General features: G+C 68.5%; 21 protein-coding genes. 8 read left to right on the top strand and 13 right to left on the bottom strand.

Annotated elements, in window-relative coordinates; all coding sequences use genetic code 11:
- The first annotated feature begins 46 nt into the window (after positions 1–46).
- The 4 genes from Tharo_RS12195 (at position 47) to Tharo_RS12180 (ending at position 4,181) form a co-directional block, all read left to right on the top strand.
- Positions 47–769, top strand: a complete 723-nt coding sequence (locus Tharo_RS12195; RefSeq protein ID WP_107221442.1) for a 16S rRNA (uracil(1498)-N(3))-methyltransferase — start codon at positions 47–49, stop codon at positions 767–769.
- A 66-nt stretch (positions 770–835) separates the two neighbouring features.
- Positions 836–2,317 carry a polyphosphate:AMP phosphotransferase gene (gene pap / locus Tharo_RS12190; RefSeq protein ID WP_107221441.1) on the top strand — a complete coding sequence of 494 codons (1,482 nt, stop codon included), beginning with the start codon at positions 836–838 and terminating at the stop codon, positions 2,315–2,317.
- Positions 2,318–2,503: 186 nt separating this feature from the next.
- Positions 2,504–3,829 (top strand): amino-acid N-acetyltransferase, encoded by a 1,326-nt coding sequence (gene argA / locus Tharo_RS12185; RefSeq protein WP_107222411.1) that lies wholly within the window; start codon positions 2,504–2,506, stop codon positions 3,827–3,829.
- 79 nt (positions 3,830–3,908) lie between these two features.
- Positions 3,909–4,181 carry an oxidative damage protection protein gene (locus tag Tharo_RS12180; RefSeq protein ID WP_107221440.1) on the top strand — a complete coding sequence of 91 codons (273 nt, stop codon included), beginning with the start codon at positions 3,909–3,911 and terminating at the stop codon, positions 4,179–4,181.
- 110 nt (positions 4,182–4,291) lie between these two features.
- Here the strand turns inward: Tharo_RS12180 and phoU are convergent, their stop codons facing one another.
- The 4 genes from phoU to Tharo_RS12160 form a co-directional block, all read right to left on the bottom strand.
- Positions 4,292–4,999 carry a phosphate signaling complex protein PhoU gene (phoU, locus tag Tharo_RS12175; protein WP_107221439.1) on the bottom strand — a complete coding sequence of 236 codons (708 nt, stop codon included), beginning with the start codon at positions 4,997–4,999 and terminating at the stop codon, positions 4,292–4,294.
- A 112-nt stretch (positions 5,000–5,111) separates the two neighbouring features.
- Entirely contained in the window at positions 5,112–5,783 is a 672-nt protein-coding gene (rpiA, locus tag Tharo_RS12170; protein WP_107221438.1) for a ribose-5-phosphate isomerase RpiA, read from the bottom strand.
- A gap of 35 nt (positions 5,784–5,818) precedes the next feature.
- Positions 5,819–7,069, bottom strand: coding sequence for a molybdopterin molybdotransferase MoeA (moeA, locus tag Tharo_RS12165; protein WP_107221437.1), 1,251 nt, complete (start codon positions 7,067–7,069; stop codon positions 5,819–5,821).
- Positions 7,070–7,136: 67 nt separating this feature from the next.
- Positions 7,137–7,766 carry a c-type cytochrome gene (locus tag Tharo_RS12160; protein ID WP_107221436.1) on the bottom strand — a complete coding sequence of 210 codons (630 nt, stop codon included), beginning with the start codon at positions 7,764–7,766 and terminating at the stop codon, positions 7,137–7,139.
- 119 nt (positions 7,767–7,885) lie between these two features.
- Here Tharo_RS12160 and yihA point away from each other — a divergent pair, with 119 nt between their 5' ends.
- Both yihA and hemB read left to right on the top strand, forming a co-directional pair.
- Positions 7,886–8,602: a ribosome biogenesis GTP-binding protein YihA/YsxC gene (yihA, locus tag Tharo_RS12155; protein WP_107221435.1), complete on the top strand. Its 717-nt coding sequence runs from the start codon at positions 7,886–7,888 to the stop codon at positions 8,600–8,602.
- Between the two features lie 256 nt (positions 8,603–8,858).
- Entirely contained in the window at positions 8,859–9,875 is a 1,017-nt protein-coding gene (gene hemB / locus Tharo_RS12150; RefSeq protein ID WP_107221434.1) for a porphobilinogen synthase, read from the top strand.
- A gap of 134 nt (positions 9,876–10,009) precedes the next feature.
- Here hemB and Tharo_RS12145 read toward each other — a convergent pair whose 3' ends face one another.
- The 3 genes from Tharo_RS12145 to bioB all read right to left on the bottom strand — a co-directional run bounded on the left by Tharo_RS12145 (position 10,010) and on the right by bioB (position 12,746).
- On the bottom strand, positions 10,010–10,657 hold the full coding sequence (locus Tharo_RS12145; protein ID WP_107221433.1) for a pyrimidine 5'-nucleotidase: 648 nt from the start codon (positions 10,655–10,657) through the stop codon (positions 10,010–10,012).
- 140 nt (positions 10,658–10,797) lie between these two features.
- The gene (locus Tharo_RS12140; protein ID WP_107221432.1) at positions 10,798–11,742 is read right to left on the bottom strand and encodes a methyltransferase domain-containing protein; all 945 of its coding nucleotides are present in this window, start codon (positions 11,740–11,742) and stop codon (positions 10,798–10,800) included.
- 11 nt (positions 11,743–11,753) lie between these two features.
- Positions 11,754–12,746, bottom strand: a complete 993-nt coding sequence (gene bioB, locus Tharo_RS12135; protein WP_107221431.1) for a biotin synthase BioB — start codon at positions 12,744–12,746, stop codon at positions 11,754–11,756.
- Positions 12,747–12,800: 54 nt separating this feature from the next.
- On the opposite strand from bioB, the gene Tharo_RS12130 reads away from it, so the two are divergent.
- Positions 12,801–13,523, top strand: coding sequence for a ComF family protein (locus Tharo_RS12130; RefSeq protein ID WP_107221430.1), 723 nt, complete (start codon positions 12,801–12,803; stop codon positions 13,521–13,523).
- A 137-nt stretch (positions 13,524–13,660) separates the two neighbouring features.
- A complete protein-coding gene (locus tag Tharo_RS12125) occupies positions 13,661–14,131 on the top strand; it encodes a tRNA (cytidine(34)-2'-O)-methyltransferase (RefSeq protein ID WP_107221429.1) in 471 nt (156 codons plus the stop codon).
- 11 nt (positions 14,132–14,142) lie between these two features.
- Here Tharo_RS12125 and Tharo_RS12120 read toward each other — a convergent pair whose 3' ends face one another.
- From Tharo_RS12120 to Tharo_RS12095, 6 genes are all read right to left on the bottom strand, one after another.
- The gene (locus Tharo_RS12120; RefSeq protein WP_107222410.1) at positions 14,143–15,141 is read right to left on the bottom strand and encodes an NAD(P)H-dependent glycerol-3-phosphate dehydrogenase; all 999 of its coding nucleotides are present in this window, start codon (positions 15,139–15,141) and stop codon (positions 14,143–14,145) included.
- Positions 15,129–15,608, bottom strand: a complete 480-nt coding sequence (locus Tharo_RS12115; RefSeq protein ID WP_107221428.1) for an SH3 domain-containing protein — start codon at positions 15,606–15,608, stop codon at positions 15,129–15,131. The genes Tharo_RS12120 and Tharo_RS12115 overlap by 13 nt, the downstream gene beginning before the upstream one ends.
- Before the next feature lie 10 nt (positions 15,609–15,618).
- Positions 15,619–16,083, bottom strand: coding sequence for a protein-export chaperone SecB (secB, locus tag Tharo_RS12110; protein WP_107221427.1), 465 nt, complete (start codon positions 16,081–16,083; stop codon positions 15,619–15,621).
- Between the two features lie 125 nt (positions 16,084–16,208).
- On the bottom strand, positions 16,209–16,478 hold the full coding sequence (gene grxC / locus Tharo_RS12105; RefSeq protein WP_211309604.1) for a glutaredoxin 3: 270 nt from the start codon (positions 16,476–16,478) through the stop codon (positions 16,209–16,211).
- Between the two features lie 2 nt (positions 16,479–16,480).
- A complete protein-coding gene (locus Tharo_RS12100; RefSeq protein ID WP_107221426.1) occupies positions 16,481–16,897 on the bottom strand; it encodes a rhodanese-like domain-containing protein in 417 nt (138 codons plus the stop codon).
- A gap of 64 nt (positions 16,898–16,961) precedes the next feature.
- The gene (locus Tharo_RS12095) at positions 16,962–17,285 is read right to left on the bottom strand and encodes an ArsR/SmtB family transcription factor (RefSeq protein WP_107221425.1); all 324 of its coding nucleotides are present in this window, start codon (positions 17,283–17,285) and stop codon (positions 16,962–16,964) included.
- Positions 17,286–17,347 lie beyond the last annotated feature (62 nt).

The raw sequence follows: 17,347 nt of genomic DNA, 5'->3' as shown, positions 1-17,347 counted from the left end.
ACTCCTTGCCGGTCGGGTGAGCGGTGCTCGGGCCTATAATCTTACGATGATTTCACGTTTCCACTTTCCGGATCGCCTGCCCGCGGGGGGCGAAGTGGTGCTGCCCGAGGCGCTCGCCCACCATGCCCTGCGCGTCCTGCGGCTGCGCGAGGGCGAGGCGCTGGCCCTGTTCGACGGCGAGGGGGGCGAGGTCGCCGCGCGCCTGGTGGTGCGCGGCAAGACGGCCGTGGCCGTGCTCGGCGAACGCAGCGCGGCCGATCGCGAGTCGCCGCTGCAGGTGGTGCTGGTGCAGGCGCTGGCGACCGGCGACAAAATGGACTGGATCGTGCAGAAGGCGGTCGAGCTCGGTGTCGCCGCGATCCAGCCGGTGCAGGCCGAGCGCTCGGTGCTGCGCCTGGGCGGCGAGCGCGCCGACAAGCGCGTGGCACACTGGCAGCAGGTGGCGGTGTCGGCGTGCGAGCAGTGCGGGCGCAACCGCATTCCCGAAGTGCGGCCGGTGCAGGCGCTGGGGCAGTGGCTGGCGAGCCAGCGCGATGCCCGCAACTACCTGCTCGCGCCGGGTGGGGTGAGCGGCTTTGCTGACGCCCCGCGGCCGTCGGCCGGCGTGCACCTGCTGGTCGGCCCGGAAGGCGGCTGGAGCGAAGCCGAGCTGGCCGCGGCCGATGCCGCCGGCTGCCAGCGCGTGAGTCTGGGGCCGCGCGTGCTGCGCACCGAAACCGCCGGCCTGGCCGCGCTCGCGGTGGTGCAGGCACGCTGGGGCGATTTCTGAAGGTCGCGCCCGCGTTCTTGTGCGACCTGCTGCCGACAGTCGCAGATCGACGAAGGAGTCCATCGCATGTTCGAATCCGCCGAACTTGGCCACTGCACCACGACGGAGGACTACGACGCGGCGGTGCCCGGCCTGCGCGCCGAACTTCTGGATGCCCAGTTCGATCTGCTCGAACTCGGCCAGTTCGCCGTCGTGGTGCTGATCAACGGCGTCGATGGTGCGGGCAAGAGCGAGACGGTGAACCTGCTCAACGAGTGGATGGACCCGCGCCACATCCAGTCCTGGGCGTTCGATGCGCCGACCGCGGAAGAGGCCGAGCGTCCGTTCATGTGGCGCTTCTGGCGTGCGCTGCCGCCGCGCGGCAAGATCGGCGTGCTGTTCAACAACTGGTACGCCCAGCCCATCCGCGAGCGTGTCGAGCGTAGCTGCAAGAAGGCCGAACTCGACCAGCGCCTGGACGAGATCCGCCGTTTCGAGACCATGCTCGCGCACGAGGGCGTGCTGCTGATCAAGTTCTGGTTCCATCTGTCGAAGGCGGCGCAGAAGAAGCGCCTGCGGGAGCTGGAAAAGGACGAGCGCACGCGCTGGCGGGTCACCGCGCGCGACTGGCGCTTTTATGCGCGCTACGACCGCTACCGTGAAGTGGCGGGCCATGTGCTGCGCACCACCAGCACCGGCGAGGCGCCGTGGCTGATCGTCGATGGCTCGGACCCGAACTATCGCGCGCTGTTTGCCGGCCGCACCCTGCTTGCCGCGCTGCGCCGCCGCCTTGATGCAGCAAGCCAGCACTGGATGGCGCGCCTGTCGGTGGCGCCCCTGCCGCCGCGCATCGACCGGGTCAATGTGCTCGATACCCTGGTGCGCCAGGACATGAAGCGCAAGGAGTACGACGAGCTGCTCGAGCCGTTGCAGGGCCGGCTGGCCCTGCTGTCGCGCTCGGCGGCGTTTCGCCGGCGCGCGCTGGTGCTGGTGTTCGAAGGCATGGACGCGGCCGGCAAGGGCGGGGCGATCCGGCGCGTGGTCGGCGCCCTCGATGCGCGCCAGTACCGCATCGTGCCGATCGCCGCACCGACCGAGGAAGAGCGCGCCCAGCCCTACCTGTGGCGCTTCTGGCGGCATCTGCCGCCGCGCGGCAAGGTCGTCGTGTTCGACCGCTCGTGGTACGGCCGCGTGCTGGTCGAGCGGGTCGAAGGGTTCTGCTCCGAGGCCGACTGGATGCGGGCCTACGCCGAGATCAACGATTTCGAGGATCAGCTCGTCGCGGCCGGGGCGGTGGTGGTGAAGTTCTGGCTGGCGGTCGGCAGGGACGAACAGCTGGCGCGCTTCCGGGAGCGGGAAGCCCAGCCGCACAAGCGCTTCAAGATCAGCGCGGAGGACTGGCGCAACCGCGACAAGTGGGACGACTACAGCCGCGCGGTGTGCGATATGGTCGATCGCACCAGCACCGAATATGCGCCCTGGACCCTGGTCGAGGCCGACGACAAGCATTTTGCCCGGATCAAGGTCCTGCGCACGCTCTGCGAACGCCTGGAAGCGGCGCTCGGATGAGCCCGGTGGCGGGGCGGGCGCGAACCGGAGCGTGCATTCGGGCTAGAATTCCGGCATTCGATCCAGCCCCCGGCCGCGCCTTTGCCCGGTCGATGCCGCAGTGGTGAATGTGTGAACACCGAATCCGACTCCACGCCCTCCAACTCCACGTCCCCTTCTTCTCCCCCGTCCCCGGGCGCGGCCCGCATACCCCGGGTCGATGACGCGACGGCGCGCTTCGTCGCCTGGGTGCGCGGCGCGGCGCCCTACATCCATGCCTTCCGGGGGCGCACTTTCGTCGTCGGTTTCGGCGGCGAAGTCGCTGCCGGTGAGCGCGCGCAGAGCCTGGCCTACGACTGCAACCTGCTGGCGGCGCTGGGCATCCGCCTGGTGTTGGTGCATGGCGCCCGCCCGCAGATCGACGTCGAACTGGCCCGCCGCGGGCTGGAGCCGCGCTTTCACCACGGACTCCGGGTGACCGACGCCGGCGCGCTCGAATGCGTCAAATCGGCGATGGCGGTGACCCGTGTCGAAGTCGAGGCGCTGCTCTCCCAGGGCTTGCCCAACACGCCGATGGCGGGCAGCTACATCCGCGTCACCGGCGGCAATTTCATCACTGCGCGCCCGGTCGGGGTGGTCGACGGGGTCGATTACCAATACACCGGTGCGGTGCGCAAGATCATCGCCGAGGAAATCAACGCCGACCTCGACCAGCAGAACGTGGTGCTGATCACTCCGCTCGGCGTTTCGCCGGCGGGCGAGATCTTCAATCTGGCGATGGAGGAGGTGGCCGAGGCGGTGGCGGTGGCGCTGAAGGCCGAGAAGCTGATCTACTTGTGCGATGCGCCCGGCTTGCTCGACGCCGAGGGGCAGCTCGTCGAGTCGGTCACCGCCGACGAGGCGCAGGCCAAGCTCGACACCGGCGAAGGGCTGACCGAGGACCTGCACCTGTTCCTGCCGTGTGCGATCCGCGCGGTGCGCAAGGGGGTGGCGCGCTGCCATCTGATCGATCATGACCTCGACGGCGGCCTCCTGCTCGAGTTCTTCACTCATGCCGGGGTCGGCACGGTGGTCGCGCGCGACCCGCTGTTCCGCCTGCGCGAGGCGACGGTGGACGACGTCGGCGCGCTGGTGGCGCTGATCTCGCCGATGGAGGCCGACGGCACCCTGGTGCGCCGCGGGCGCGAACTGCTCGAGCAGGAAATCGAGCGCTTCAGCGTCGTCGAGCATGACGGAGTGCTGGTCGGTTGTGCCGCGCTCTATCCTTTCAGCGAGGACAATGCCGCCGAGTTGGCCTGCCTGGCGGTGACGCACGAGTACCGCCGTGCCGGCCTCGGCGACCAGTTGCTGCGCCGCATCGAGCGGCGCGCGCGGCTGCAGCGGCTCGAGCGCCTGTTCGTGCTCACCACCCGCACCGCGCACTGGTTCCGCGAGCGCGGCTTCAACGAAATCGGTCCCGAGGCCCTGCCGCGCAAGAAGCGCGAGCTCTACAACCTGCAGCGCCGCTCGAAGGTGTTCGTGAAGGCGCTGTGATGCGGCGGGCGGGTGCGGCCGAATCGGCTAAAATGCGCGATCAAAGTTCCGATGAACCCGACAGCAAAAGGATAGCAACATGGCTCGCATGGTGAACTGCGTCAAACTCGGACGCGAGGCCGAAGGCCTCGACCTGCCCCCGGTGCCGGGCGCGCTCGGCAAGCGGATTTTCGAGAACGTGTCGAAAGAAGCGTGGCAGCAGTGGGTCAAGTACCAGACCATGCTGATCAACGAGAACCGCCTCAACCTGATGGAGCCGCGGGCGCGCAAGTATCTGGCCGAACAGATGGAAAAGCACTTCTTCGAAGGGGGGGCGGACCAGGTTTCGGGCTACGTGCCGCCCAGTCAGTAAGCAGGGCGCACCAGAACATGGGCGGGGGCTTGCTCCCCGCCAAGCGAGACGGGGGGATGGCGATGCCATCCCCCCGTGTTGTTTCACCGCCCGCATCCGGGATGGTGCGGCTACGGGCGGGCTTCCGTGCCGCTCATCCCGCTGGTCTGGGCTTTGGTGAAGCGCACGTCTTCGCCGCTCACCATATAGACCACATGTTCGGCGATGTTCAGCGCATGGTCTCCGATGCGCTCGATCGCCTTGGCGATGAACAGCAGCTCCAGGCTGCTGGTGATGGTGCGCGGATCCTCCACCATGTAGGTGATCAGCTGGCGCGTGATGCCCTTGAAATCGCTGTCGACTTCGGTGTCCTTGAGCCGGATTGCATCGATCTCGCCGGCATCGCCGCGGGCGAAGCCGTCGAGTGCGGCGCGCAGCATCTCGAGCGCCAGCTGGGTCGCGTGGCTGAGTCCGACTTTCGGGGGGGAGGAGGTGCCGTTCGCGTGCAGGCGCCGGGCCGCTTTGGCGATCTTCTTGGCTTCGTCGCCGACGCGCTCGAGGTCGGATACGGCCTTGATCACTGTCAGCAGCAGGCGCAGGTCGCTGGCGGTCGGCTGATGCTTGGCAATGATGTGGGTGCAGGCGTTGTCGAGCCGGATCTGCTCGAGGTTGACCGATTTGTCGGCCTCGATCGCCGCTTCGATCGAGGCCATGTCGCCGCTGCGCAATCCTTCCAGCGCTTTCGTGAACTGGGCTTCGACCATGCCGCCCATCTGCAGGACGCCGCGGCGGATCCTGTCGAGGTCGATGTCGAACTGCTTCAGCGTGTGTTCCGTCATTGTTGCCAGGAGTCCAGTCGGGAGGGCTTGCAGGCTAACAGAGGATTGTTAAGCTTTTGTTGCACGTTTCTTGCCGCCTACCTGCCCGCCGTCCGTCGCCGAGGGCGCGCCGCTAACGCGCCGGAGTGCGCTCCAGCCGTTCCACTCCGTTCCCGCCGGCGAGCAACAGCACGTCGGCACCGCGTTCGGCGAAGAGGCCGTTGGTGACCACTCCGACGATCTGGTTGATGCGCGCCTCCAGCGCCACCGGGTCGGTGATCGACAGGCCGTGGACGTCGAGGATCCGGTTGCCGTTGTCGGTGACGAAGCCTTCGCGCAGCTTCGGCTCGCCGCCGAGCCGGCGCAGTTCGCGGGAGACGTGGGTGCAGGCCATCGGGATGACTTCGACCGGCAGCGGGAAGCGGCCGAGGACGTCGACGCGCTTGCTGGCGTCGCAGATGCAGACGAAGCGCTCCGACACCGCGGCGACGATCTTCTCGCGCGTCAGCGCGCCGCCGCCGCCCTTGATCATGGCGAAGCCGTGGTCGATCTCGTCGGCGCCATCCACGTAGACCGGCAGCGATTCGATGCTGTTGAGATCGAACACTTCGATGCCGTGGGCGGCGAGGCGCTGCGAGCTGGCTTCGGAACTGGAGACGGCGCCACGGATCCGGCTGCGGAGGCCGGCGAGGCCGTCGATGAAGTGGTTCACCGTGGAGCCGGTGCCGACGCCGACGATACTGCCTTCGACGATGTAGTCGAGCGCAGCCAGCGCCGCAGCTTTCTTGAGTTCGTCCTGAGTCATGAGGGGGTGCGCCTGCGGGCTGCGGCCGGCATTTGTTACATCAGGCCGTGGAAAGGTTGAACGAGGACCGTGTCGCCGGGCTGCACCGCGGTGCAGTCTTCCGGCAGCACGACGAAGCAGTCGGCTTCCGACATCGAACTCAGCACGCCCGAGCCTTGGGCACCGGCGAGTGTCACGGACAGGACGCCGGGGGCGCGCTGCAGGCGTCCGCGCAGGTATTCGGTGCGGCCGGGCTGCTTGCGCAGGCTGAAGTCGGCGCGCGCCGGGAAGCGCTCGGCCGGCGGCAGTGGGCTGACCCCCATCAGCTTGAGCAGGGCGTCATGCACGAACTGGTAGAAGGTGACCATCACCGCCACCGGGTTGCCCGGCAGGCCGAACAGCACGGCGCCGCCGATGCGACCGAACGCCATCGGTCGGCCGGGCTTGATCGCCAGCTTCCAGAACGCCACTTCGCCCAGGCGCGCCATCATCTCGCGGATGAAGTCGGCCTCACCGACCGAGACTCCGCCGCTGGTGATGACGACGTCGGCCGTCAGCGCGGCGTCGCGGAAGGCGGCCTCGAGCGCCTCGGGGCGGTCGGGAACGACGCCCATGTCGAGGAGCTCGCAACCGAGCCGCGAGAGGGCGCCGAAGAGGGTGTAGCGGTTGCTGTCGTAGACTTCGCCGGGGCCGAGCGGGCGGCCGATGGAAGCGATCTCGTCGCCGGTGGAAAAGAAGGCGACGCGCAGCGGCCGGCGGACGACGGCTTCGGCGATCCCGAGCGAGGCGATCAGGCCGAGTTCGGCCGGGCCGCAGCGGGTTCCGGCGGCGAGTGCGACCCCGCCTTCGGCGAGGTCTTCGCCGGCGCGGCGCAGGTTCTGCCCCTTCTTCTGCCCGGCGGGAATGAACACGCGGTCGTGTTCGCGGCGCGCCACTTCCTGGACGACGACGGTGTCGGCGCCCTGCGGAATCGAGGCGCCGGTCATGATCCGCACCGCCTGCCCGGCGCCGACAATGCCGGAGAACGGCCGTCCGGCGAAGGCGGTGCCGACGATCGCCAGGCCCGTCTCGGCGGAGGCGGCGAGGTCCTGGGCGCGCAGCGCGTAGCCGTCCATCGCCGAGTTGTCGTGGGCGGGGACGTTGTAGGGGGCGATCACGTCCTCGGCGAGCACGCGGCCGAGCGCGGCGCGCACTGCGACACGCTCCCAGCCGGAGATCGGCGAAAGCCCGTCGAGGATCGCTGCGCGGGCCTCTGCGACGCCGAGGAAGTTGCGGCGGTCGGCGCTGCCGGAAGAAGCTTGGGTCATGGGCAGGAGTCCGGAAAATGGCGGCCGGTCGGCGTCCGCCCCTGGGGGCGGGCGCGGTGTACGGCGCTCAGCGCAGTCCGGCGGCGTAATCGGCGACGGCCTTGATTTCCGGATCGGTCATTTTCAGGGCGACCGTGCGCATCATGCTGTTCGGATCGTTTTGGCGGGCCCCGTCGCGGAACGCCTTCATTTGGGCTTCGGTGTATTCGGCGAACTGGCCCGACAGGCGGGGGTATTGGGCCGGCATGCCGGCGCCGGCGGGACCGTGGCAGGCGGCGCAGGCGGGGACCCCCTTGGCGGCGATGCCGGCGCGCCAGATCTGCTGGCCCAGTTCGGCTGTTTCCATGCTCTTCGCCGCTTCGGGCTGTTGTTCGAAGGAGGCGAAGTAGCTCGCCAGCGCGCGCATGTCGTTTTCTTCGAGGCCGGCGACCATCGCCGACATGACCGCGTTCTCGCGCACCGGCGCGGCGCCGTCCCAGCCCTTGAACTCGCGCAGCTGCTTGAACAGGTAGTCCTGATGCTGGCCCGCGAGCTTCGGGTTGGCCGGGAGCTGGCTGTTGCCGTCCGCACCGTGACAGGCGGCGCAGAGCGTTTCAGCGGTCTGTTTCGCCTTGGCGAGCTCGGAAGCCGGGTCCTGGGCCTGAAGGCCGCCAGAAAGCAGCAGCAGCGACGAGAGCAGCAGGGAACGCTTGATCATGGTGTCCTCGGAAAGCCGTGAGTGATTGTTTCAAACGCGGTATTCTATCCCATCAACGCGGCGTTGCGCGACGCGATGCCCGCTCTCCCGCAGCCAGCGGCCTTCCCGGCCTTTCTTTCATGCCCTTGTTCCGCAACGCACAATTCGAAATCTCGATCGCCAAGCCTTCCGGCCTGCCCCCGCCCTCTGGAGCGGAAATCGCTTTCGCCGGGCGCTCCAATGCCGGAAAATCGAGTGCGATCAACACCCTGGTCGGGCATGTGCGGCTGGCTTTCGTATCGAAGACCCCGGGCCGCACCCAGCTGATCAATTTCTTCCGCCTCAACAATGGCGCCCTGCTCGTCGACCTGCCCGGCTACGGCTATGCGGCCGTGCCGGAAAAGATCCGCCGCGAATGGCAGGCGCTGATCGAGGTCTATCTGAAAAAGCGCGAGAGTCTGGTCGGGCTGGTCCTGATCATGGATTCGCGCCGTCCGTTGACGACGCTGGACCGCCAGCTGATCGACTGGTTCGCCCCTTCCGGGCGCCCGATCCACGTCCTCCTGACGAAGAGCGACAAACTCTCGCGCGGCCCCGCCGCGGCCGTTCTCCAGGACGTGCGCCGGGAACTCGCGCCGCTCGGGGGGCAGGTTACCGTGCAGCTGTTTTCCAGCCTGAAGAAAAGCGGGGTGGAGGAGGCCGAACGTGTCATCGGCGGCTGGCTCGGTGCTGGCGGCGCGCAGGGCGAGGCGCTTGCGATGGCCGAGCGCAGTGCTCCCCCTCCAGGGCAAAGCCTGAGCGAAGCGCTTGCAGGATCGCCGGACATGAAAACAAAGACCCCCGACGAGGGGATGTAGTCGGGGGCCGAAAAAGCCTCACCGGGCGTGAGGCGCCCGCTCAGGGAGGTGAAGCGGGAGACGGCTCGGCCGGGGGGGCAGAGCCATCTGCTTAGTAAGATAGACTTGGTTTGCCGAAAGTTCCGGGCGAAAAGCGTTTCTGCTTGTTTCGCCCGCCGGCGGCGCGCTGCATCGGACCGTAATCGAATCGCAGTCGCAGCCGCCACAGGCAGTCGACGGCCCGTTGGCCGGTTTCCAACCGATACACGAGACGATGATGCGACCCACCGGAGCCTTTCCCGCGATCCGCATGCGGCGTATGCGGCGCGATGATTTTTCCCGCCGTCTGATGCGTGAGCACGTGCTCAGCGCAGACGATCTGATCTACCCGGCGTTCGTCCTCGAGGGGGCGGGGCGGGTCGAAGCCGTGCCCTCGATGCCCGGTGTCGAGCGCGTCTCCATCGACCGCCTGCTGCACCTGGCCGAGCGCGCGCTCGAGCTCGGGGTGCCGGCGCTGGCGCTGTTTCCGGTCATCGATGCGGGCGGCAAGAGTCCCGGCGCGGAAGAGGCCTGGAACCCGGACGGCCTGGTGCCGCGCACGGTGCAGGCGCTCAAGGCGCGCTTTCCCGAACTGGGGGTGATCACCGACGTCGCCCTCGACCCCTACACCAGCCATGGCCAGGACGGCCTGATCGACGCCGATGATCCGCGCGGCTACGTGATGAACGACGAGACCCTGGAAGCGCTGGCGAAGCAGGCCTTGTGCCATGCCGGCGCCGGCGCCGACGTGGTCGCGCCGTCGGACATGATGGACGGGCGCATCGGCCGCATCCGCAGCGAGCTCGACCGCGCCGGCCACATCCACACCCGCATCCTGGCCTACTCGGCGAAGTACGCGTCGAGTTTCTACGGGCCTTTCCGCGACGCCGTGGGCTCGGCCGGCAACCTGGGCAAGGGCAACAAATACACTTACCAGATGGACCCGGCCAACAGTGACGAGGCGATCCGCGAAGTCGCCCTCGACATCGCCGAGGGCGCGGACATGTTCATGGTGAAGCCGGGGATGCCCTACCTGGACATCGTGCGCCGGGTCAAGCGCGAGCTCGAAGTGCCGACCTACGTCTATCAGGTCAGCGGCGAGTACGCGATGCTCAAGGCTGCGGCCGCCAACGGCTGGCTGGATGAACGGGCCTGCGTGCTGGAAGCCTTGCTGTCGTTCAAACGCGCCGGCGCCGACGGCATCCTGACCTACTACGCTCTCGACGCGGCGGCCTGGCTCAAGACGGGCGGCTGAGCGGCGGGCACTGAGCAGCAGGCACTGAGTACGGGCACTGAGCGGCGGGCGGCGCGGCGGCGTCCTTCCGGCGCTTCGCGCTCGGTTTCCGGCAGCGTCCGCTCCGGCCTCGCCCGCAGACGCCTCTTCGGGCGCTATCGCCCGAGGCGGCCGAGCTGGTTGCGCAGGTCGAGGATCGAGGCGATTTTCACATCCACGTAGGCCGGTTTGCCCGGGCCGCGGCCGACCAGCACCGTGCGCATCCCGAGGCGCTTGGCGGTGCGCAGGTTTGCCGCCGAGTCCTCGAGCATCACGCAGCGCGCCGGATTCAGGCGCCGCTCGTGCAGCAGCCTGCGGTAGGCGTGGATGCCGGGTTTGGGCTGGTAGCCCAGGCCTTCGATGCCGACCACCTCTTCGAACAGCCGGCGTATTCCGATGATTTCCAGCACCGCCTCGGCGTAGTGCCGGGGGGCGTTGGAAAACACGAGCTTGCGCCCGGGCAGGCGGCGCAGCATCGCGTGCAGCGCGCGCTCGAACACCACCATCTCGTGCAGGCGCTCGAAACGGTGGGTCTCGACGAGGAAATGATCCGGGTCGGTGCCGTGGTGGCGCATCAGACCGAGCAGGGTGGCGCCATAGCGCCGCCAGTAATGGGCACGCAGTGCGCTGGCCTCTTCCGGGGCGAGGTCGAGGTGGCGCTCGAGGTAGGCCGTCATGCTGCGGTTGATGTGCGGAAAGATGTGCGGGCTGGCGTCGTGCAAAGTGTTGTCGAGGTCGAACAGCCAGACGGGAGAGGAAGGCATGGGGGGCGCTGGAGCGGGAGAAGGGTGATGCGGAAAGCGTGGGGCGCAGGCGGGGACGGTCGCGGGAAGAGGGATTTCCGACGTCCGGGGATTCGGACGTCCGGGGATTCGGACGTCCGGGGACTTAGGTGCTCGGGGATTCAGACGTCGGCATTCCGCGGCGCCGGACGCGGCTGGAAGCGGACGATGCTGCGGCCGTCTTCGGTGGTCTTCGGCGCGGCTTTCCAGGCATGGCCCTGGATGATCTCGAAGGTGGCCGGCAGGCGGCCGTCGCGACGCAGCCGATCGTAGGCGGCGCGCGCCTGGGCCCATCCGTCGCGCCCGGATAGTCCGCGCGGGCGGTTGCGCGCGGCGTTGCTGGCGCCGCTGGCGCGCAGGTCGTGGAGCAACTCGTCGAGCCCGGTGTAGGTCAGGGTGAGCATTTCCATGTCCATCACCGGGTCGGAAAAGCCGGCCGTGACCAGTGCGTCGCCGAGGTCGTGCATGTCGATGAAACGGTGCACCCGCTCGCCCGCGTGCGCGGGGAGGGCGGCGCGCAGTTCGCGCAAAGTGTCCGGGCCGAGGGTGGAGAACATCAGCAGCCCGCCGACTTCGAGCACGCGTTGGATTTCCCTGAATGCCGGTAGCGGGTCGTCGAGCGCCGGCAGCATCAGGTTGGACCACACCAGGCCGAGGCTGGCGCGTGCCAGCGGCAGTGCGGTGGCATCGGCGACGAGGCCGGGTGGGGTTTCACGCCCTCCGCCGAGCAGGCGGCGCAGCAGGCCGGGACGCCGCGCCGCGGGGCATGGGCGGGTTTGGGCGCGTGCGACCATTGCCGGGGCGAAATCGGCGGCGAGAAGCATGGCCTCGGGGAAGCGCCCGGCCAGTCGCCCCAGGTCGGCACCGGTGCCGCAGCCGAGGTCGAGAACGCGCCCGGGGGCGACGCGGATGTAATCGAGGCGCTCATCCATGCGCCGGGCGATTTCGCGCGCCAGCGGCTCGGTGTCGTCGTCGGCTGCGGCAGCGCGTTCGAAGCGCCGCCGCAGCAGGGCGCGGTCGAGACTGAAACTACTGTCGGAGTGGTGCGGGGCGTGCTCTTCGCGCATCGTCACCGGGTTCAGACTGCGCGCAGGCCGAGGCGCTCGAACAGGCGATCGTCACGGTCGGCGTCAGGGTTGTCGGTGGTGAGCAGGCGCTCGCCGTAGAACATCGAGTTGGCGCCGGCCATGAAGCACAAAGCCTGCAATTCGTCGCTCATCTGTTCGCGGCCGGCGGACAGGCGGACGAAGCTTCGCGGCATGGTGATGCGGGCCGCGGCGATGGTGCGCACGAACTCGAACGGGTCGAGCTGGCCGGCGCCCGCCAGCGGGGTGCCGGGAATCTGCACCAGGTTGTTGATCGGCACCGATTCGGGTGGGGTCGGCAGGTTGGCAAGCTGGGCGATCAGTGCGGCGCGCTGGGGGCGGCTCTCGCCCATGCCGACGATGCCGCCGCTGCAGACGTTGATGCCGACACCGCGTACCTTGTCGAGGGTGTCGAGGCGGTCCTGCAGGGAGTGGGTGGTAATCACCTGGCCGTAGAAATCGGGCGCGGTGTCGAGGTTGTGGTTGTAGTAGTCGAGCCCGGCCTGGGCAAGCTGCTCGGCCTGGCCGTCCTTGAGCATGCCCAAGGTCACGCAGGTCTGCAGGCCGAGCTTCTTGACCTCGCGCACCATTTTCAGCACCGGTTCGAGATCCTTGTCCTTCGGACCGCGCCAGGCCGCACCCATGCAGAACCGGGTCGCGCCGCGGGCCTTGGCGGCGCGGGCGTTGTCCAGCACTTGCTCGAGCGCCATCAGGCGTTCGCGCTCGAGGCCGGTGTCGTGGCGCGCCGACTGGGAACAGTAGCCGCAATCTTCGGAGCAGCCGCCGGTCTTGATCGACAGCAGGGTGGAGCGCTGGATGGCGTGGGGGTCGAAATGCTCGCGGTGTACCTGCTGGGCGCGATAGACGAGATCGAAGAAGGGCTGCTCGAACAGGGCCTGCACTTCGGCAACGGTCCACCGCTTGCGCTCGGCGGTTGCAGGGGCTGCCGGGGGCTGGCGGTCGAGGGCGGCAGAAGTCATTGTCATTTCAGGCGTTCCGGGCTGTAATTACGGAGCCCACATGTTCTTCCATCCCCTGAAATGTTGTCAAACGCCGTGCGCCGGATTCCCCTGCTGCTGTCGCGCCTCGTCGACTTCGCGTTGCCGCAGGAATGCTTCGTGTGTGGCGACGAGGCCGGGGGGGAGGCGCTGTGCACGGCTTGTGCCGCCACCCTGCCGCGGCGCCCCGGAACGGCCTGCCCGCAGTGCGCGCTGCCAGCGCTCGGTGCAGGCCCCTGTGGCGCCTGTCTGCGCGCGGGGCCGGCGTACGATGCGACGCGCGCGCTGTACGACTTCGCCTTCCCGGTCGATGCCATGGTGCATGCGCTCAAGTACCGCCATCGGCTGGCGCTGTCGAGGTTCTTCGCCGCCGAACTGGCGACGGGGGCGGGGGATTTCGGTGCGGATGCCGATCTCGTCCTGCCGATGCCCCTCCACCCGCGGCGTCTGGCCGAGCGCGGCTTCAATCAGGCGGTGGAGCTCGCGCGCCCGTTCGCACGCATGCGCGGCCTGCCGCTGGCGCTGACGCTGGTCGGCAAGGTCCGCAACGTTCCCGCCCAGGCCGGTCTGGGGCGCGAAGCACGCCTGCGCAACCCGCGCGCGGCGTTCGAATGCCGTGCCAGAGTGGACGGGCGGCGGGTGATCGTGGTCGATGACGTGATGACCACCGGTGCGACCCTGGATGCGCTCGCCTGCTGCCTGAAGCGGCAGGGGGCGGCCTGGGTCGGCAACCTGGTGGTCGCACGCACGCCTGCCCCTTACTGAGCGCGATCTGCTGCGGTACAGTCGCGCACGGCGCGCCATCGTCGCGGTGGCGCGCCGTCTTCCTCCATCCGCTTCCTGTCTTTCCCGCGCCGGCCATGCATCCGGCACGGGGGCGACGGCGCCCGCCTGTTTTCCCGATGTTCGAAATCGTCCTGTACCAGCCCGAAATCCCCCCCAACACCGGCAACATCATCCGCCTCGCGGCGAACACCGGTTCCAGGCTCCACCTCGTGGCGCCGCTCGGCTTCGACCTGTCGGACAAGCAGCTTGCCCGGGCCGGGCTGGATTATCACGATCTGACCTGCGTCACCGTCCATCCGGACTGGCGCCACTGCCGTGAGGCGCTGGCCGGGCGGCGCATGTTCGCGCTCACCACCCGCGGCCGTCGGCGCCATGATGCGGTCGATTACCGCGAAGGGGATGCGCTGCTGTTCGGACCGGAAAGCCGCGGCCTGCCCGGGGACGTGCTCCAGGCCTTTGCTCCGGATGCGTGCGTGCGCATTCCGATGCGCCCTACCAATCGCAGCGTGAACCTGTCGAATGCGGTGGCGGTGGTGGTCTACGAAGCCTGGCGCCAGTGCGGTTTCGCCGGCGCCGCCGGGCTGTAGCCCGGCATCGGTCATTCGTGGCGGGGGTCGCGGGCGAGTAACTGCTCGACCGCGCTGCGTGCACTCAGGCCGTGGTGCAGGAGTGCATCGATCGCCTCGCAGATCGGCATTTCGACGCCGTGACGGCGCGCCTGCCGCACCACTTCGCGGGCGGTCGAGACTCCTTCGGCGACATGGCCGAGTTCGCGCAGAATGTCGCCCAGGCTTTTGCCTGCGGCCAGCGCGAGGCCGACGCGGCGGTTGCGCGACAAGTCGCCGGTGCAGGTCAGGAGCAGGTCGCCCATGCCGGCCAGCCCCATCAGGGTTTCGCTGCGCCCGCCGAGCGCTTCGGCGAGCCGGGCGATCTCGGCCAGGCCGCGGGTGATCAGGGCGGCGCGGGCGTTGAGGCCAAAGCCCATGCCGTCGGACACGCCGGCAGCGATCGCCATGACGTTTTTCACTGCGCCGCCGATTTCGCAGCCGACCAGATCGGTATTGGCGTAGAGGCGCAGGCGCGGCTGGTGCAGCACGTTGACCCAGTGGTGGGCGAATGCCGCGTCGCGGGCGGCAAGCGTGATCGCGGCCGGCAGGCCGCGCGCGACTTCGGCGGCGAAGCTCGGCCCAGTGAGCACGCCGCAGGGCGCATCGCTGCCGAGCTCCGCGGCGGCGACCTCGTGCGGCAGGAGGCCGCTGCCGGCTTCGAAGCCCTTGCATGCCCAGAGCAGCGGCGTCCCCGGCGACTGCTCGCGCAGCCGGCGGGCGGTGTCGCGCAGGCCGGAAAGCGGAGTGACGACGAGGTGCAGGTCCGCCCCCCGGGCTGCCGCGGCGAAGTCGGCCTCGAGTGCCAGGGCGTCGTCCAGGCGTATGTCGGGGAGATAGCGACGGTTTTCGCGGGTGCGTGCGATCTCGTCCAGATGCTGGCGGTCGCGCGCCCACAGCCTGACTGCGTGGGCGGTGGACAGGGCCTGGGCGAGGGCGCTCCCCCAGGCGCCGGCGCCGAATACCGTGATGTTGCAGCTCACAGGCCCCAGACCTCGGCGGCGCGCACGAAGCCTTCGAGGCCATCGGCGTGACGTACCTGGGCCCAGCCCAGCGCAGGCGACCCGAGCAGTTCGAGGACGACGTTGCGCACCGCTTCGAAGCTCGGCGGGGCATCTTCGCGGGGGGCGCGGCGAATGGTCGCACGCTCCGCTGTGATCATCACGGTGCGGCGCGTGCTGAGAGCACTTCGTTCGACCCAACTCAACATGCCGCCGGATTCCCGCACCCGCAGCCAGCCGTCCTGGGCGACGACGATTTCGACCGGCGTGCCCGGCCGCAGCATGAACAGCGCCCGGCCTTGCGGCGAAGGGGCGTCCCGCAGCACGGTGGCCGTGCCGGCGGAGCGGTACTCGATGCCCTGGGCGAAGAGCGGACCGGTGAGGGCGCCCAGCAGGACGAGGGCGAGCGCCGGGAGGGCGGCCAGCTTCGTTATCGGGGAGCGGTGGGCGCTGTTCATGAGCGTGGGCTCACTGGATCGGCACTTCGCCGGTGGCGTGCGTCGCCGCCTGCTGGCTTTGGGCCTGGTAGAGCGATTCGAAATTCACCGGCGACAGCAGTACCGGCTGGAAGCCGGCGCGGGTGACGGCGTCCGAGATGGCTTCGCGGGCGTAGGGGAAGAGGATGTTCGGGCAGCCGATCATCATCACCGGCTCGAGATCGGTTTCGGGAAGGTTGCGGATCTGGAAAATGCCGGCCTGGGCGACCTCGACCAGGAACAGGGTACGCTCTTCGCCGATCTGCGCGGTCACGGTGACGGTCAGGGTGACTTCGTAGACGCCTTCATCGACCGCCTGCCCTGCGGTGCGCAGCTGGACGTTGATCTGGGGAGCTTCGCGTTCGAGGAAGATCTGCGGTGCTCCCGGCACTTCCAGCGAGAGATCCTTGACATAGAGCTTTTCGATCGAGAATACGGGTTGGGTGTTTTCGGACATGGAAGAAACGCCAGTGAGAGTGGAAACCGGTGGAGGAATGGAACGGTGGAAGGACGGGCACCGCCCGCGACGGTGACGGCGGCCGGCACGCGGGACGGGGCGGGAGCGATCGGGCCGGGGCTGGTTCAGGCCGGTTCGCCGCGCAGCAGCGGATCGAGCCGGCCGGCGCGTTCCAGCGCGTAAAGATCGTCGCATCCCCCGACATGGTAGTCGCCAATGAAGATCTGGGGAACCGTCCGCCGCCCGCTGAGGGCGGTCATTTCATCGCGGCGGGCCGGTTCGAGATCGACCCGGATCTTGTCCAGGTCGGCCACGCCCTTGTCGAGCAGGAGTTGCTCGGCGCGGATGCAGTAAGGGCAGGTTGCGGTGACGTACATGCGGATCTGCGGAGCCATGCTCATTTCCTCTTGCGGCTGATTGGCTGGCCGGCCTTCTGCCATTCCATCATGCCGCCGCGCAGGTTGTAGAGCTTGTCGAAGCCGGCCTTGCGCAGAGTATCGAGTGCCGCGTTGGAGCGCGCACCGGTGGCGCAGCACAGGATCAGCGGCTGGTTCTTCCACTTTTCCAGCTCGCTGCTGCGACGGGCCAGTTCGCCCGCAGGAATGTGGCGGGCGTTGGGGACATGGCCCTGGGCGTATTCGGCCGGATCGCGGATGTCGATGATGATGGCATCTTCGCGGTTGATCAGCAGGGTCGCCTCGACCGGCGAGAGCTGGCTCTTGTCGCCGCGGTTGCGGATCAGGTCGACCGCCAGCCAGGCGCCGCTGGCGCTCGCGAGGGCGGCCCAGTACCAGTTCTGTTGCAGGAATTCCACGAAAGGAGGTGCTCCGGGTTAAAGGGTTGGAATCGGGGGTTGGAATCAGGGGTTGGAACCGGTTTCAGTCCGCATCGGCGCCGCAGAACACTTCGCGCATCAGCACGATGAGCTGGAGCGTGCGCTGGTCGCAGACCCGATAGTAGACGCGGTTGGCGTCCTTGCGGGTCTGCAGTACGCCCTTGTCGCGCAGGATCGCGAGGTGCTGGGAGATGTTGCTCTGCGAAGTGCCGACCGCATCGACGATGTCCTGGACGCAGACTTCGCCTTCGCCCAGCACGCACAGGATCTTCAGGCGCAGCGGGTGAGCGATCGCTTTGAGCGCGCGCGCGGCGGTCTCGATATGCTCGTGCTTGCCGATGAGCGCGAAGTTGTCGTCGTTGGTCACAGTGGGGCCGGTGCGGGCAAAGGCGATAGTATAAAATATTGCGTTCTGCGGATGCGCATGGC

Origin of the sequence: Thauera aromatica K172, from assembly GCF_003030465.1 — a bacterium.
Lineage (GTDB): Bacteria > Pseudomonadota > Gammaproteobacteria > Burkholderiales > Rhodocyclaceae > Thauera > Thauera aromatica.
The sequence above is the reverse complement of the archived record's forward strand: the minus strand, read 5'-3'. Positions and strand labels throughout refer to the sequence as shown.

Coding starts and splice junctions, on each gene's coding strand:
- hemB (WP_107221434.1), top strand. CDS start 8,859: ATGCGACCCACCGGAGCCTTTCCCGCGATCCGCATGCGGCGTATGCGG.
- Tharo_RS12125 (WP_107221429.1), top strand. CDS start 13,661: ATGTTCGAAATCGTCCTGTACCAGCCCGAAATCCCCCCCAACACCGGC.
- yihA (WP_107221435.1), top strand. CDS start 7,886: ATGCCCTTGTTCCGCAACGCACAATTCGAAATCTCGATCGCCAAGCCT.
- Tharo_RS12145 (WP_107221433.1), bottom strand. CDS start 10,657: ATGCCTTCCTCTCCCGTCTGGCTGTTCGACCTCGACAACACTTTGCAC.
- moeA (WP_107221437.1), bottom strand. CDS start 7,069: ATGACCCAAGCTTCTTCCGGCAGCGCCGACCGCCGCAACTTCCTCGGC.
- rpiA (WP_107221438.1), bottom strand. CDS start 5,783: ATGACTCAGGACGAACTCAAGAAAGCTGCGGCGCTGGCTGCGCTCGAC.
- Tharo_RS12140 (WP_107221432.1), bottom strand. CDS start 11,742: ATGCGCGAAGAGCACGCCCCGCACCACTCCGACAGTAGTTTCAGTCTC.
- secB (WP_107221427.1), bottom strand. CDS start 16,083: ATGTCCGAAAACACCCAACCCGTATTCTCGATCGAAAAGCTCTATGTC.
- Tharo_RS12130 (WP_107221430.1), top strand. CDS start 12,801: ATGTTGTCAAACGCCGTGCGCCGGATTCCCCTGCTGCTGTCGCGCCTC.
- Tharo_RS12115 (WP_107221428.1), bottom strand. CDS start 15,608: ATGAACAGCGCCCACCGCTCCCCGATAACGAAGCTGGCCGCCCTCCCG.
- Tharo_RS12160 (WP_107221436.1), bottom strand. CDS start 7,766: ATGATCAAGCGTTCCCTGCTGCTCTCGTCGCTGCTGCTGCTTTCTGGC.
- pap (WP_107221441.1), top strand. CDS start 836: ATGTTCGAATCCGCCGAACTTGGCCACTGCACCACGACGGAGGACTAC.
- Tharo_RS12195 (WP_107221442.1), top strand. CDS start 47: ATGATTTCACGTTTCCACTTTCCGGATCGCCTGCCCGCGGGGGGCGAA.
- bioB (WP_107221431.1), bottom strand. CDS start 12,746: ATGACAATGACTTCTGCCGCCCTCGACCGCCAGCCCCCGGCAGCCCCT.
- phoU (WP_107221439.1), bottom strand. CDS start 4,999: ATGACGGAACACACGCTGAAGCAGTTCGACATCGACCTCGACAGGATC.
- Tharo_RS12180 (WP_107221440.1), top strand. CDS start 3,909: ATGGCTCGCATGGTGAACTGCGTCAAACTCGGACGCGAGGCCGAAGGC.
- grxC (WP_211309604.1), bottom strand. CDS start 16,478: ATGGCTCCGCAGATCCGCATGTACGTCACCGCAACCTGCCCTTACTGC.